Raw genomic sequence first — 13,637 nt, 5'->3', positions numbered from 1 at the left:
ACGACGACACCGACGAGCTCGACGGTGGGGAGGGAACACAGGTGCCGCAGGACCCCCGGCACGGCCAGCATGGGCACCAGAGTCCCGACCCAGCAGGGGCGGCAGACGAGGGCGACAGCCCGCAGGCCGGCCGCAGGCGCCGCGCGTTAGGCGACGACGGAACCGGCGGGACGCGAGTCCTCGACCTGCTCAACAAGCACGGCAAGGCGCCCAGTGCGGGCACCGGCTCGCACCGCAGGGCCGCCGAACCGGAGCAGTCGGACAGCGGAGGCGGTAGGCGGTCACGCTCCGCGCCTCCGGTGCAACCCTCGCAACCTTCGGGATCCCGGAACGGCTCGCGGCCGCCCGAGACTCCGTCCGGCGAGTTCGCGCGGAACGGTTCGCAGGCGCCCGCCGGTTCGCCGCAGAACGGCGCACAGCCGCCGGAGGCGCCGCCGCGTCGGTCGGCCGGGCCGCAGCACGGGATGCAGCCAGGAGCTCCGCAACACGGATCTCCGCAGCACGACCCCCAGCCGGACGGGTACCAGCAGAACGGGCAGCAGCAGCTCGGCGCTCCGCACCACGGGCAGAACGGGCAGCAGCCCGGTCCGCAGCAGAACGGCAGCCACCCCGGGCCGCCGCAAGCACCGGCGCGGAGCCGCCAGTCCCGCAACGGTCCGCCGTCGGAGCGGCGCGCGGACTGGACACCGCCGCCGGAATCCCCGTCGCGTCCGCCCGCAGGGCACGCGCGCCCGCCCGCACCGTCGCGGCCCGGAACCGGCAGGTATCCGGAGCCCCGCGGCAACCAGCCCGCGTCGCAGGCACCACCGGCGCCGCAAGCCCCGGCGCGGCCGGCCCAGATGCCGCCCGCTGCGCCGCAGCCCGGTCCGGCGCAGCAACCGCGTCCGCAGCCCCCGCAGGAACCGCGCAACGGCACTCCGGCAGCCGCCGAGCCGAACGCAACGGAAGCGCGGACGGCCACACCGCCGCCCGCGCCGCCGCAGCCGGGTCGCCCCGCTCCCGGACCAGCGCAGCGGCCTCCGCAGGAGCAGCGGCCGCAGGCCACGCCGCCACCGCCGTCCGCAGCGCCCAGCGCGCCCGCTGCGCCGAACGACCAATCGACCAAGATCACCCAGGCGCTCTCCGGCGAGCCCGCCAAGCCGCAGCGCAAGCCGGACCAGAGCGGCTCGGGCCGACCGGCCGCGCCCGGCCGTCCCGCCGGCCGACCCGGGCGGCCCGCCCCGTCCGCTCCGTCCGGAGATCCCGAGGCGACCGCTCAGCACCCGGCGGTGCCCGCCGAAGAACCCGCCGACGGACCGGCGGAGCAGACCACCGTCGCCCCGGTCCCGCAGCCGGACAACGACGAAACGATGGTCGCCGCCCCGGTCCTCGACGAGGACGACGACGAGTTCGTCGAGGACGACGACGACGACGAGGTCCGCCAGATCGACGCGACGCTGGCCAGGTTCTCCGCCGTGCACGACCAGATCGCCGAAGAGGAAGCCGAGCGCCGCAAGAAGCTCTCCTGGCTGTTCGGGATGCGCAAGGAGCCCGAGCTCGGCCGCGACATGCCGTTCGACTTCGTCGAAGGCCGCGACGCGGGCGCTTCCCGGATGGACTGGAAGAAGGAGCAGCGCAAGCGCCGCAGCAAACGCACCTGGCAGGTCGCCGCGGTGGCCGCGGTCCTGATCATCTGCGTGGTGACCGGCATCGGGCTGATCGCGTAGGCGGTCGATCTTCCCAGCCGGACCTGGGCCGGGCGGTGGTTGGCCGCGGTGGAGCGGGGTGCGACGCTGGTAGCGGCGGGATCGGCCACGGACGAACGGCGGGCTGCGGAGCGCGGGCCGCGGCACCGCCGCCGCGGCGGAACCGAGCGCATCGACCCGAACACCGCTGGTGAGCGGTGCGCGCCCGGACGAACGGCGGCATCATGTTCGTTCACCACCGGTTCACCGTCGTGCGTCTTGTCCGATTCTTGCCGGAAGTAGGGTGACCGACATGCGTGAGGCTTACCAGGAACAGCTCGGCGAGCTCGCCGAGGAACTCGCCTCGATGTCCACCATGGTCGGAACGGCGATGGAACGCGCCACGCGTGCGCTGCTGGAGGCCGACCTGACCCTGGCCGAGCAGGTCATCGAGGAAGACGTGCAGGTCGACGACGTGCGCGCGCGTGCCGAGGAGCAGGCGTTCGGCCTGCTGGCGCTGCAGGCACCGGTCGCGGGCGATCTGCGCACGGTGATCTCCACCATCCACGCCGCCGAGGACATGGAGCGCATGGGCGACCTCGCGCTGCACGTCGCGAAGGCGGCCCGGCGCAGGCACCCGCAACCGGTGCTGCCGGAGCCGGTGCAGCCGTACTTCGACGAGATGGGCCGGGTCGCGGTCGACCTGGCCGGGCGGGCGGCGCAGGTGATCCGCTCCCAGGACGTCGATGCCGCCCGGGATCTGGAGAACGCCGACGACGCCATGGACGATCTGCACCGGCACCTGTTCAGCGTGATGATGGGTTCGGACTGGTCGCACGGCGTTGCCGCGGCCGTCGACGTGACCCTGCTTGGCCGGTTCTACGAGCGGTTCGCCGACCACGCGGTCGCGGTGGCGCGCCGGGTGGTGTTCACCGTTACCGGCAGCATGCCCACCACCAGCTGACCGTGCATCTCCGACGCCGCCCCGCGTTCCGCGGGGCGGCGTTCACTTGAGCGGGTGCAGCGCGCGGCGGCTGTCGCGCGAGTCGCAGTCGCGGCGGGTGATCGGCGGATCACGGATTCGTCCGGAACGGCGCCGAATCGGCAACCGACGTATTAATACTCGGTCTCAGCACCGGGTCGATCAACTGACGTGTGCGATCGTCGGGATCGTGAGCACCAGCGATGTACCGAACTCCGTCCCCGCCGCCGAGCCGCGGGAGGTCCGGGGTGCATAACAGCCCGACCGTGCACCGCCGCAGGCTCGGCAGCGAACTGCGCAAGTTGCGCGAAGCCGCCGGCCGCACCCACCGCGAGGTCGCCGCGCACCTGGACTGCTCGCAGGGCAAGATCAGCCAGATCGAGCTGGGCCGAGTGCCGGTGCGCACCTCGGACGTGCGGCTGATGGCCGAGTTCTACGGCGCCCCCGGCGAGCGGACCGGCGAACTGATCGACCTCGCCCAGGGCTCGAAGGAGCGCGGGTGGTGGCAGCAGTACCCCACGACCGCGCAGCGCCCCGGCTTCGAAACGCACCTCGGTCTGGAGACCGCGGCCAAAGCGGTCAGCTGCTTCGGCGCCGACCCCATCCCGGAACTGCTGCAGACCGCGGACTACAACGGCGCGCTGCTCGGCAGCGAACTGCGCGAACCCGCCGACGCCGAGAGCCAGGAACGGCTCACCGTCACCGCGACGCGGCAGCAGCGGCTGCTGGGCAACGAACCGCTCGAGCTGTGGGCGGTGCTGGACGAAGCTGCATTGCGCCGCTCGATCGGCGGGCCCGCAGTGATGCGCCAGCAGCTGGAGCACCTCGTGCTGATGGGGTACCGGCGCAACGTGACCATCCAGGTGCTGCCGTTCGGGCTGGGCGGACACCCGCTGATGGGCGAGCGGATCTCGGTGTTCTCGTTCCCCGACGACGCGGACCCGCAGGTGGTGCACGTCGGCGACCGGACCGGCTCGCGCTTCCTGGACAAGACCGCCGACACCGCGGACTACCTGGCGGCCTTCGAGCGGGTCTGCTCCGCCGCGCTGCCCCCGAAGGAATCCAGCGCGTTCATCTCCAGCGTCGCCGACGACTGGCAGAGCTGACCACCCCGGAAACGACCGCGGGCCGGCCCCCGCTGGGAGGCCGGCCCGCCGGGTGCAACCCGCTCAGCCGAAGCGACCGGAGATGTAGTCCTCGGTGGCCTTCTGGCTGGGGTTGGAGAAGATCCGCCCGGTCTCGTCGATCTCCACCAGCTCGCCCGGCTCGCCCACGGCGCGCAGGTTGAAGAACGCGGTCTGGTCGCTGACCCGCGCCGCCTGCTGCATGTTGTGGGTGACGATGACGATCGTGTACTCCTGCTTCAGCGTGGCGATCAGGTCCTCGATCGCCAGCGTGGAGATCGGGTCCAGCGCCGAGCAGGGCTCGTCCATCAGCAGCACGTCCGGCTGCACCGCGATGGCGCGGGCGATGCACAGCCGCTGCTGCTGACCGCCGGAGAGGCCGCCGCCGGGCTTGCCCAGCCGGTCCTTGACCTCTTCCCACAGGTTGGCGCCGCGCAGCGCCCGCTCGGCGATGTCGTCGAGCTGCTTCTTGTTCTTCTGCCCGGACAGCTTCAGCCCGGCTACCACGTTGTCCCGGATGGACATCGTGGGGAACGGGTTCGGCCGCTGGAACACCATGCCGATCGTGCGGCGCACCTGCACCGGGTCGACCCCGGCGCCGTAGATGTCCTCCCCGTCGAGCAACACCTTGCCGTCGACGCGGGCACCGGCGATGACCTCGTGCATCCGGTTCAGCGACCGCAGCACGGTGGACTTTCCGCAACCCGACGGGCCGATGAACGCGGTGACGCTGCGGGCCGGGACCTGCAACGTCGCGTCCTGCACGGCGTGGAACTTGCCGTAGTAGAGGTTCAGGTCCTTGATATCGAGACGCTTGGCCATGGGATCCGCCCTACTTGGTCTTGACGGCGAACAGCCTCGACAGCAGCGTCGCCGCGAGGTTGATCAGCATGATGATGAGCACGAGGGTCAGCGCGGCGCCCCAGACGCGGGCGTCGCCCGCCGCGGTCCCGGTGGCGCGCTCGGTGTAGATCACCAGCGGCAGCGAGGCCAGTTCGCCCTCGAAGAGGTTGAAGCTGATGGCCTTCGCGTAGCCCACCAGGATCAGCAGCGGCGCGGTCTCGCCCAGCACCCGGGCGAGGCCGAGCATGATGCCGGTGAGGATGCCGGACAGCGCGGTGGGCAGCACGATCTTCACGATCGTCTTCCACTTGGGCACGCCCAGCGCGTAGGAGGCTTCGCGCAGCTCGTCCGGGACGATCAGCAGCATCGTCTCGGTGACCCGCACGACCACCGGCACCATCAGCAGCACCAGCGACAGCGCCACCGCGAAGCCGCTCTTGCTGAACCCGAACGTGGTGATCCACAGCGCGTAGATGAACAGGCCGGCCACGATGGACGGCAGGCCGCTGAGGATGTCCACGGTGAACGTCGTGATCTTCGCGAACCGCGAGTCCTGGCCGTACTCGATCAGGTAGATCCCGACCAGCACGCCCAGCGGCACCGCGATGATGGCGCACACGAGCCCTTCGAGGACCGTGCCGACCAGCGCGTGGTAGATGCCGCCGTTGGTGTCGTTCGCGGTGAGCCCGTTGAACGAGTGGCTCCACCAGTCCGGTCGCAGCAGCGGTGCCGCGCCCTTCTGCACCAGCGTGAACAGGACCCACAGCAGCGGGATCACGGCGATCACGAACGCGCCGGTGAACACCACCGTCGCCAGGTTGTTCTTCAGCTTCCGCCCGAACCCGAGGTGCTGGAACGCGGGCGCGGTGGCGGGCCGTTCGACGTCAGCGGTGTCCGTTCTCATGCTTTCCCCTCGCCGCTGGCGTTCTCGATCCACCGCGCGAGCGCGTTCACCACGAACGTGAGGATGAACAGCACCAGCCCGGCCGAGATGTAGGCACCGACCTGCATGTTGTTGTTGAACTCGTTGGAGCCGAGGGCGATCTTCGAGGCGAACGTGGCGCCCGCGTCGAAGATGCTGTATTCCGGCCCGATGTTGACGCCGCTGAGGATGATCGTCAGCGCGACCGTTTCACCCAGCGCGCGACCGAGACCGAGCATCGAGCCGCCGATGAAGCCGTTGCGGCCGAACGGCCACACCGTGGTGCGCACGACCTCCCACCGGGTGGCGCCCAGCGCCTGCGCGCCTTCGATCTGCGCGGTTGGGGTGCGCTGGAAGACCTCGCGGGTGACGCCGGTGATCGTCGGCAGGATCATCACCGCCAGCACGATCCCCGCGGTGAAGATGTTCGAGCCGCTGTCCGCGGGCACGTTGCCCGCCGCGAAGATCGGCACCCAGCCGAGGTTGGTGTTCAGCCAGACCGCGACCGGCTTGAGCACCGGGGCCAGCACCGTGATGCCCCACAGGCCGTAGACCACCGACGGCACCGCGGCCAGCAGATCGACGATGTAGGCGAACGGGCGCGCCAGCGAGCGCGGCGAGTAGTGGGTCAGGAACAGGGCGATGCCGCAGGAAACGGGCATCGCCAGCACCAGCGCGACCAGCGAACTGGCCACCGTGACCCAGGCGAGGTCGGCGATGCCGAAGCTCAGGCTCTGCGGGTCGCTGGTGTCCCAGACCCGGCTGAACAGGAAGTTCACCTGGTCGGCCTGCAACGAAGGCAGCGCCCGCACCAGCAGGAAGATCCCCACCGCCGCGATCAGCGCGACGATGAAGACCCCCGAACCGGTGGCCAGGGACTGGAACACGCGGTCGCCGATGCGGACGACCCTCCTGGGCGCGTCCGCGGCGGGTGCTTCGGGAGCGGTAATGGGGGCCTCCGGTCCGGAACTGGCTGCCGGCTCGCCCTCGCGGGCACCGGCTGTACCGGTGCCCGCGGAGCGTTCGTCGGTCGAGTCGGTCACTGCTGCTCGCAGCCTCTCACTTCGTCGCTCGTGCGGAGGTTCAGCGTCAGGAGATCGCGTTGACCGCGTTCGTCACCTTCTCCTTGAACTTGGTAGGCAGCGGCACGTAGCCGGCCTTCTCCAGGTCCGCGGGGTTCGCGTTGGCGGCGACGGTCAGCGCGGCCTTGACGCCCTTGGCGGTCTCCGGGTCGTACCCCTTCGAGCAGACGATCTCGTAGGTGTTCAGCACGATCGGGTAAACACCGGCGTCCTTGTTGCCGTAGATCGATTCCAGGTCCACCCGCAGGTCGTTGCCCTGGCCCTCGATCTTGGCCTCTTCGATGGCCTTGCCGACGGTGCCGGTGTTGAGGTCCACCGGACCGGAGCCGCTGTCGATCTTGGCGATGCCCAGGCCGAGGTTCTTCGGGAAGGACCACTCGATGTAGCTGATGCCGCCCGGAGTGGACTGCACCGACTGCGCGACCTGGTCGCTGCCTTCCTTGCCCTGGCCGACACCGGGGCCGGCCTTGAACTGCTTGCCCTCGCCCTGCCAGGCGCCGCCGGTGGCGGTCTTGAGGTACTTCTGGAAGTTGTCCGAGGTACCGGACTCGTCGGAGCGGTAGAACGGCACGACGTCGATGGCGGGCAGCTGCTTGCCCGGGTTGAGCGCCGCGACCGCCGGATCGTTCCACTTCTTGATCTGGCCCTGGTACATCTTCGCGACGACGTCGGCGTTGAGCGTCAGGTCGCCAACGCCGGGCAGGTTGTAGGACATCGCGATCGGCCCGAAGACCATCGGGATGTTCCAGGCCGGGTTGTTCTGGCAGCGCTGGGCGGCCTTGGCGACCTCGCCCTCCTCTGCGTCCAGCGGCGAGTCGGAGCCGCCGAAGTCGATCTGCCCGGAGTTGAAGGCGGAGACGCCCTTCCCGGAACCGGACTTGGTGTAGCGCAGCTCCTGGCCGGGACACTTGACGCTGTAGTCGCGCGCGAAGACGTCCATCGCGTTCTTCTGCGCCGACGAGCCCTCGGCCGAGACCGGCTTGGTGCCGCACTCCACGTTCAAACCGGCCAGCGCCGGATTGACCTCGTTCTGCGGGATGTTCTGGTCACTGCCGCAGGCGGTGAGCACGAGCGTGCCCGCCGCGAGGAAGCCGAGCGCAGCAGTGTGCCGCTTCATCTTCACTTCGTTCCTCCAGCAAAGGGAAACATCGTGGACGCGGCGCGCTGCCGCTCGTATCCGAACGCTAAGCAGCCGGAGTGGACTGCCACCGTGCACAAGGTGAACGAGAAGTGAACATGGCACGCTAAGTAAGCAGCGCCACGTACCAACGGGTGACAGGTCATTTCGCCGTGATCCTGTCGTTTGCTCCGAGTGATCTCCCGGAGCCCGGCAGGCACCGCGCTACCGGGCCGGACGGCGCTCAGCGCCCGAACTGCACGTCGACATCCCACTTCTCGAACCCGAGACGCTGGTAAACCTTGACCGCCGGGACGTTGTCCGCCTCCACGTAGAGCAGTACCCGCGGGCACCCGATGTCCTGCAAATAGCGCATCCCCGCTACCGTGAGCGACCGGCCGAGCCCATTACCCTGCGTGTCCGGATCCACGCCGACGACGTAGACCTCGCCGGCGCCGTCCGGATGCACCTTGGTCCAGTGGAAGCCGAGGAGCCTTTCCTGCGCGTCCACTGCGAGCAGGAAACCGGCCGGATCGAACCAGTCGGTGCCTTCCTTCTCCCGCAGGTCGTGCTCGCTCATCTCGCCCTGCTCGGGATGCCACCGGAACGCACGGTGATTGACGCGCACGACGTCGGCTTCATCCTGACCGGGGCGGAATGCACGGATCGTGACGCCCTCGGGCAGTTCCGGCGCGGGCAGCTCGGCCCCGCCGACTTCCACGCCCATCCGCCACAACTCGCGCGGGCGCGCGAAGCGGAACCGCTCGGCCAGCGCCAGCGCACCGGGATGCTCGCCGTGCGACCAGATCCGCAACTTGCCGGTGTCGGCCCCGTCCATGGGGGCGGACGGCAGGTCCGCGCGGTCGAGCAGCGCCTCGACCAGCTGCGTCCCGGCGCCTTGCCGCCGGTGTTCCGGGTGCACCGCCAGTTCGGCGACCAGCAGGCCGGCGTCCTCGTTCTCGGTGTCCAGATGCGCGTAACCGGTGAGCGTGCCGCCCGCGTCGCGCACCACGTAGTGCTCCGAGCGCACGTCCGCCTGCACCGGTTCGATCTGGTGCACCACGTCCCGGTGCGCTCTCAGCCGCAGGATCACGTGCTCGCCGGCAGGCGCCACGCCGTCCGCCTGCTCAGCCGCCGCGAGCAGGTCGATCACCTCGGCCACCTCGGCCTGGTCCAGTCCGTTCCGCCACGTAAGCTGCACGGCCCTGACGTTACCCACCTCGCGCCGCGAGTTGGCACGAGCGGGATCGCGCAGCGGTCGCGGAGGATCGGCGGGCGGCACGACCGCGATCGGATGCACCGCAGATCATTCCGAGCCGCCGAGCGCGCTTTCCCCGCGCGCCGGGAAACCCGTTCAGCGCTGCGAAGAAGCGACGATGGCCTCGGCTTCGGCGACCGCGGAGGTTTCGTCCCGCGTCGCCGGACGCTGCCCAGCCTTCTGCGAACCGCGCGACGGGCGGACGAACTTGTAGCCGACGTTGCGCACGGTGCCGATCATCGAGTCGTACTCCGCGCCGAGCTTGGCCCGCAGCCGCCGCACGTGCACGTCGACCGTGCGGGTGCCGCCGAAGAAGTCGTAGCCCCACACCTCCTGCAACAGCTGTGCGCGGGTGAACACCCGGCCCGCGTGCTGGGCCAGGTACTTCAGCAGCTCGAACTCCTTGTAGGTCAGCTCCAGCGCGCGCCCCTTGAGCCGGGCGGTGTAGGTGGCCTCCTCGATCACCAGGTCGCCCACCGACAGCGAATCGTCCGAGGCGGCGTTCTCGCCGGTGCGGCGGGTGGTCAGCAGCCGCAGCCGGGCGTCCACCTCGGCCGGGCCGGTGCCGGGCAGCAGCACTTCGTCCACGCCCCACTCGGCGCTGATCGTGACCAGCCCGCCCTCGTTGACCACGGCGATCAGCGGCGCGTCCCCGGAAGCCAGCACGCGGCACAGGTCACGGGCGGCGACCAGGTCGGAGCGGGCGTCGACGAGCACTGCGTCGTGCGCGCCCGCGGACTGCATCGCGCCGGGATCCGCGGGCAGGAGGCGCACCCGGTGCGGCAGCAGCGCCAGCGCGGGCAGCACGGCATCGCCGCATCGCTCGCCGGTCAGCAGCAGAAGTTCCGAACTCATGAATGGGCCTCCCGTACCAAGGCCGGCGCCGAGAGCGCCGGCGCACGAAGGCCGCTCGGCACGCGCGAGGGGCCGGACGACCCGGCTTCGTTGCCTGTGGATGCCCAGCAGAATAACTGACGCGAGAACGAAAATCCCAGGTGAAGCTGCTCGGGTCACAAATGTGAAGCGCGCGGGAAGCCGTGTGAACGCCGCGTTTCGAGCGGCGCGATGCCCCCACGGCGGCACGGCGCGAGCTCGATGCGGGCGCCGTGCACCGCGAGTTCTGCACAGCGGTGCGACTCGGCAGCGCGGCCGGTGATCCGGATGTTGCCGAGCACACCTGTCGGCCCGGGCGGTGGAGGTGCGAAGGTGAGCACCGCCCGATCACGCCCCGGACCCGGCACAAGATCACCAGCACAGCGGCCTGGTCCACCGACCCGCCTGCCCCCGACAGAACGGACCGCTCGCGGTGAAGAAGCTCGCCATCACCCTCGTCATCGTCCTCGGCCTGCTCGTGGCCGCCGACTACGGCGCGGCGTCCTTCGCCGAGTACCAGGTCTCGCAGCAGATGAAGAAGCAGTTGAAACTCGCCGAGGACCCCTCGGTGCGGGTGCACGGCTTCCCGTTCCTGACCCAGGCGGTCGCGGGCGATTACAAGGACGTCGAAGTCGCTGCGAAGGCCGTGCAGGCGGGCCAGCTCAAGGAGCTCGGCGTGGAGGCGAACCTGCACCACGCGCGGCTCCCGCTGAACGACGTGCTCGCGGGCAAGGTGCACAAGATCGATGTGGACGAGCTGGTGGGCCGGATGAAGCTGAAGGCTTCCGACGTCGGGCGGATCATCGGCATCACCGACCTCACGATCAACCCGGCGCCGAAGGACGCGCTGGACGAGTCGTCCGGCGACGGCGGCAGCAGCAGCTCCGGCGACGGCAGCGGTGGCACCGGCCAGGGCGGCGCGACCGACTCCAGCCGGGCCGCGGTCGCGCTCGACGGCACGATCGGCATCGCGGGCACCAACGTGCGCGTCAAAGTGATCGCGGTGCTGTCGCTGCTCAACGGCCAGCTCAAGATCGAGCCGAAGAAGCTGGACCTGGCCGACCGGTCGCTGTCGGAGATCCCGATGGGCGACGTGTTCGAGGAGTCGATCCTGCAGCAGTTCACCACCACGCTGGATCCCGGGATGCTGCCGTTCGAGGTGACCCCGACCGCGGTCCGCGTCGAGCGCGGCGCGCTGGTGATGGAGGGCAAGGCCGACAACGTGACGATCGGTCCCGGCGGAGTGAGCACCGGATGATCGGCTGGTGGGCGCTGCTGGCCGCGGTAGCGGTGACGCTGGTCATCGGGTTGGTGTGGCGAGCCCGCGAGGGCCGGGTGCGGACCGCCGGGAAGACCGCGGCGGGTGCGGGCGTTGCAGGAACCGTGCTCGATCAGCTGCCCGACGGCCTGCGCGCGCGGCTCGGGGACCTCGACGGTTCCGGGGTGACGCTGCTGCAACTGTCCACGACGTTCTGCGCGCCGTGCAGGCACACCCGCATCCTGCTGGCCGACTTGGCCGGGCGCACCGAAGGGATGCGGCACGTGGAAGTGGACCTCACCGATCATCCCGAGTGGTCCACGCCGCTGGGCGTGCACCGCACGCCCACGACGCTCGCGCTGGACTCGGACGGCCACGAGCTGTTCCGGGTGGGCGGCGTGCCGCGCCGCGACGAGCTGGCCGCCGCGCTGCGGCCGCACCTGCCGTGAACGCCGCGAGCGCTGCGCCCGCTGCGGTCCGGGTGCTGACCGTCCGGATGCTGGGAGCGGCGGCACGCCCGTGCTCGGCAGCCGATCCGCACGACCCGGAGCTGCTCCGCCAGGGCTCCCGTGACCTGCCGTTTCGGCGCGGATGCGGACCAACGCAGCAGCAGCGCTCGATCTCAGCAGGTGAACGCGCTTCCCGCCGATCGGTCGGTGCGGGTATCCTCCGCCCCGTGCACGTACTGCTGACCCGAAGGCGCGCGGTGGATTTTTGCCGCGTGGGCAGCAGCCTGTGTTGGCGGCACTGACCGGGCGAGGAACGACGTAGCCGCAGGGCTCGCGTCCCCGCCGCCGGACCTGGCGGTCGCAGCAAGCGAACCGCTGGTTCACCAGCCAGCCGCCGACGGAGGAGTTCCATGCCCGCCACGCTCGACCCGCGAGGGGTCCGCTTCACGGCCGCGATCACGAGCGTGATCCTGGCGGTGGGGCTGGTCACCGGTAGCTGGCGGGTGCTGGCCGCGCAGACCGTGCTGTTCGCGCTGTGCGCGTTCATCGGCATGGGCCTGAACCCCTGGGGCGCGATGTTCCGCAGCGCGGTGGCGCCGCGGTTGCAACCGGTGCCGGAGCAGGAGCGCGAAGATCCCGCACCGGTGCGGTTCTCGCAAGGAGTCGGGTTCGCCTTCGCCTTGGTGGCCACGGTCGGATACGCCGCTGAGTGGACCGCGCTCGGCGTGACGGCCAACGTGTTCGCCCTGGTCGCGGCACTGCTCAACGCCGTGTTCGGCTTCTGCCTCGGCTGCCGGATGTACCTGGTGCTGCAGCGTTTCACGCCGATCGGCCGCGTCTGAACCTTCACCGCCGGACGACGTCCGCCGGAAAGCTTTCCAGCAACGAGACAACGAGAAGGAGTCGCTCGATGAGCCGTGCAGATGTCCTGGTCTCCACCGAGTGGGCCGAGCAGAACCTGAACACCGACAAGGTCGTGTTCGCCGAGGTGGACGAGGACACGACCGCCTACGACGGCGGCCACATCCCCGGGGCCATCAAGCTGGACTGGCGCAAGGACCTGCAGGACCACGTGCGCCGCGACTTCGTCAACCGGGCGGGCTTCGAGAAGCTGCTCTCGGCGAAGGGCATCGCCAACGACGACACGGTGATCCTCTACGGCGGAAACAACAACTGGTTCGCCGCCTACGCCTACTGGTACTTCAAGCTCTACGGCCACTCCGATGTGCGGCTGCTCGACGGCGGCCGCAAGAAGTGGGAGCTGGACGGCCGCCAGCTGGTCAAGGACGAGCCGAACCGCGCGGCCACCAGCTACAGCGCCCAGGAGCAGGACTCCTCGATCCGCGCGTACCGCGAGGAGGTCGTCGACGCCATCGGCGCCAAGAACCTGGTGGACGTGCGTTCTCCCGACGAGTTCGCGGGCAAGCTGCTCGCCCCGGCGCACCTGCCGCAGGAGTCGGCGCAGCGCGGCGGCCACATCCCGCAGGCGATCAACGTGCCGTGGAGCAAGGCCGCCAACGAGGACGGGACGTTCAAGTCCGACGATGACCTCAAGCAGGTCTACGGCGAGGCCGGCCTGGACGACGGCAAGGACACCATCGCCTACTGCCGGATCGGGGAGCGTTCCTCGCACACCTGGTTCGTGCTGCGCGAGCTGTTGGGCCACCAGAACGTGAAGAACTACGACGGGTCCTGGACCGAGTACGGCTCGCTGATCGGCGTGCCGATCGAGAACCCGAGCGAACAGGGAGCGTGACATGAGCCTGGATGGATGCGGTGCGCCGCAGCAGACTTCTACCGCGGTCGCCGAGGACACCGACCAGGTGGTGGTGACCGGAAAGGTGCGCGCGGGCTCGGCCGCGGTCGGCGGCGCGTTCGTGCGGCTGCTGGACGCCTCCGGGGAGTTCACCGCCGAGGTGGTCTCCTCGCCGGAGGGCGACTTCCGGTTCTACGCGGCGCCCGGTTCGTGGACGGTGCGCGCGCTGCACCGCGAGGGCAAGGGCCAGTCCGATGTGGCGGCCTCCGGCCCCGGGGTGCACCCGGTGGACATCGCCGTGGCCTGACG

At 70.3% G+C, this 13,637-nt stretch carries 14 protein-coding genes; 8 read left to right on the top strand and 6 right to left on the bottom strand.

The features are described 5' to 3' along the window. Positions 1-41 precede the first annotated feature (41 nt). The 3 genes from V1457_RS08870 (at position 42) to V1457_RS08860 (ending at position 3,752) form a co-directional block, all read left to right on the top strand. Positions 42-1,706, top strand: coding sequence for a hypothetical protein (locus V1457_RS08870; RefSeq protein WP_338602330.1), 1,665 nt, complete (start codon positions 42-44; stop codon positions 1,704-1,706). A gap of 271 nt (positions 1,707-1,977) precedes the next feature. Beyond that, positions 1,978-2,628, top strand: a complete 651-nt coding sequence (gene phoU, locus V1457_RS08865) for a phosphate signaling complex protein PhoU (protein ID WP_200068832.1) — start codon at positions 1,978-1,980, stop codon at positions 2,626-2,628. Between the two features lie 266 nt (positions 2,629-2,894). Beyond that, the gene (locus V1457_RS08860) at positions 2,895-3,752 is read left to right on the top strand and encodes a helix-turn-helix transcriptional regulator (RefSeq protein WP_295146041.1); all 858 of its coding nucleotides are present in this window, start codon (positions 2,895-2,897) and stop codon (positions 3,750-3,752) included. A 63-nt stretch (positions 3,753-3,815) separates the two neighbouring features. Here the strand turns inward: V1457_RS08860 and pstB are convergent, their stop codons facing one another. The 6 genes from pstB to V1457_RS08830 all read right to left on the bottom strand — a co-directional run bounded on the left by pstB (position 3,816) and on the right by V1457_RS08830 (position 9,847). Beyond that, positions 3,816-4,592: a phosphate ABC transporter ATP-binding protein PstB gene (gene pstB, locus V1457_RS08855; RefSeq protein ID WP_200068831.1), complete on the bottom strand. Its 777-nt coding sequence runs from the start codon at positions 4,590-4,592 to the stop codon at positions 3,816-3,818. Between the two features lie 10 nt (positions 4,593-4,602). Next, a complete protein-coding gene (pstA, locus tag V1457_RS08850; RefSeq protein WP_200068830.1) occupies positions 4,603-5,517 on the bottom strand; it encodes a phosphate ABC transporter permease PstA in 915 nt (304 codons plus the stop codon). Then, a complete protein-coding gene (gene pstC, locus V1457_RS08845) occupies positions 5,514-6,485 on the bottom strand; it encodes a phosphate ABC transporter permease subunit PstC (protein WP_338604906.1) in 972 nt (323 codons plus the stop codon). The genes pstA and pstC overlap by 4 nt, the downstream gene beginning before the upstream one ends. A gap of 139 nt (positions 6,486-6,624) precedes the next feature. Beyond that, positions 6,625-7,740 carry a phosphate ABC transporter substrate-binding protein PstS gene (gene pstS, locus V1457_RS08840; protein WP_200068828.1) on the bottom strand — a complete coding sequence of 372 codons (1,116 nt, stop codon included), beginning with the start codon at positions 7,738-7,740 and terminating at the stop codon, positions 6,625-6,627. A 238-nt stretch (positions 7,741-7,978) separates the two neighbouring features. Further along, on the bottom strand, positions 7,979-8,935 hold the full coding sequence (mshD, locus tag V1457_RS08835) for a mycothiol synthase (protein WP_338602324.1): 957 nt from the start codon (positions 8,933-8,935) through the stop codon (positions 7,979-7,981). 153 nt (positions 8,936-9,088) lie between these two features. Continuing rightward, on the bottom strand, positions 9,089-9,847 hold the full coding sequence (locus V1457_RS08830) for a response regulator transcription factor (protein WP_338602320.1): 759 nt from the start codon (positions 9,845-9,847) through the stop codon (positions 9,089-9,091). 451 nt (positions 9,848-10,298) lie between these two features. Between V1457_RS08830 and V1457_RS08825 the strand changes: the two genes are divergently transcribed. The 5 genes from V1457_RS08825 (at position 10,299) to V1457_RS08805 (ending at position 13,635) form a co-directional block, all read left to right on the top strand. Next, positions 10,299-11,123: a DUF2993 domain-containing protein gene (locus V1457_RS08825; protein WP_338602317.1), complete on the top strand. Its 825-nt coding sequence runs from the start codon at positions 10,299-10,301 to the stop codon at positions 11,121-11,123. After that, positions 11,120-11,572: a thioredoxin family protein gene (locus V1457_RS08820; RefSeq protein ID WP_338602313.1), complete on the top strand. Its 453-nt coding sequence runs from the start codon at positions 11,120-11,122 to the stop codon at positions 11,570-11,572. The genes V1457_RS08825 and V1457_RS08820 overlap by 4 nt, the downstream gene beginning before the upstream one ends. 410 nt (positions 11,573-11,982) lie before the next feature. Then, on the top strand, positions 11,983-12,414 hold the full coding sequence (locus tag V1457_RS08815) for a DUF4395 domain-containing protein (protein ID WP_200068824.1): 432 nt from the start codon (positions 11,983-11,985) through the stop codon (positions 12,412-12,414). A 68-nt stretch (positions 12,415-12,482) separates the two neighbouring features. Continuing rightward, a complete protein-coding gene (locus V1457_RS08810) occupies positions 12,483-13,328 on the top strand; it encodes a sulfurtransferase (RefSeq protein WP_200068823.1) in 846 nt (281 codons plus the stop codon). 1 nt (position 13,329) lies between these two features. After that, positions 13,330-13,635 (top strand): DUF1416 domain-containing protein, encoded by a 306-nt coding sequence (locus V1457_RS08805; protein WP_200068822.1) that lies wholly within the window; start codon positions 13,330-13,332, stop codon positions 13,633-13,635. The last annotated feature ends 2 nt before the right edge of the window (positions 13,636-13,637 follow it).

The sequence above is a fragment of the Saccharopolyspora sp. SCSIO 74807 genome, assembly GCF_037023755.1.
In the GTDB taxonomy this organism is placed as follows: domain Bacteria; phylum Actinomycetota; class Actinomycetes; order Mycobacteriales; family Pseudonocardiaceae; genus Saccharopolyspora_C; species Saccharopolyspora_C galaxeae.
The sequence above is the reverse complement of the archived record's forward strand: the minus strand, read 5'-3'. Positions and strand labels throughout refer to the sequence as shown.

Bases quoted from the DNA above. Each gene is read 5' to 3' on its own strand.
- phoU (WP_200068832.1), top strand. From the start codon at position 1,978: ATGCGTGAGGCTTACCAGGAACAGCTCGGCGAGCTCGCCGAGGAACTC.
- pstB (WP_200068831.1), bottom strand. From the start codon at position 4,592: ATGGCCAAGCGTCTCGATATCAAGGACCTGAACCTCTACTACGGCAAG.
- pstA (WP_200068830.1), bottom strand. From the start codon at position 5,517: ATGAGAACGGACACCGCTGACGTCGAACGGCCCGCCACCGCGCCCGCG.
- V1457_RS08830 (WP_338602320.1), bottom strand. From the start codon at position 9,847: ATGAGTTCGGAACTTCTGCTGCTGACCGGCGAGCGATGCGGCGATGCC.
- V1457_RS08820 (WP_338602313.1), top strand. From the start codon at position 11,120: ATGATCGGCTGGTGGGCGCTGCTGGCCGCGGTAGCGGTGACGCTGGTC.
- V1457_RS08815 (WP_200068824.1), top strand. From the start codon at position 11,983: ATGCCCGCCACGCTCGACCCGCGAGGGGTCCGCTTCACGGCCGCGATC.
- V1457_RS08810 (WP_200068823.1), top strand. From the start codon at position 12,483: ATGAGCCGTGCAGATGTCCTGGTCTCCACCGAGTGGGCCGAGCAGAAC.
- V1457_RS08805 (WP_200068822.1), top strand. From the start codon at position 13,330: ATGAGCCTGGATGGATGCGGTGCGCCGCAGCAGACTTCTACCGCGGTC.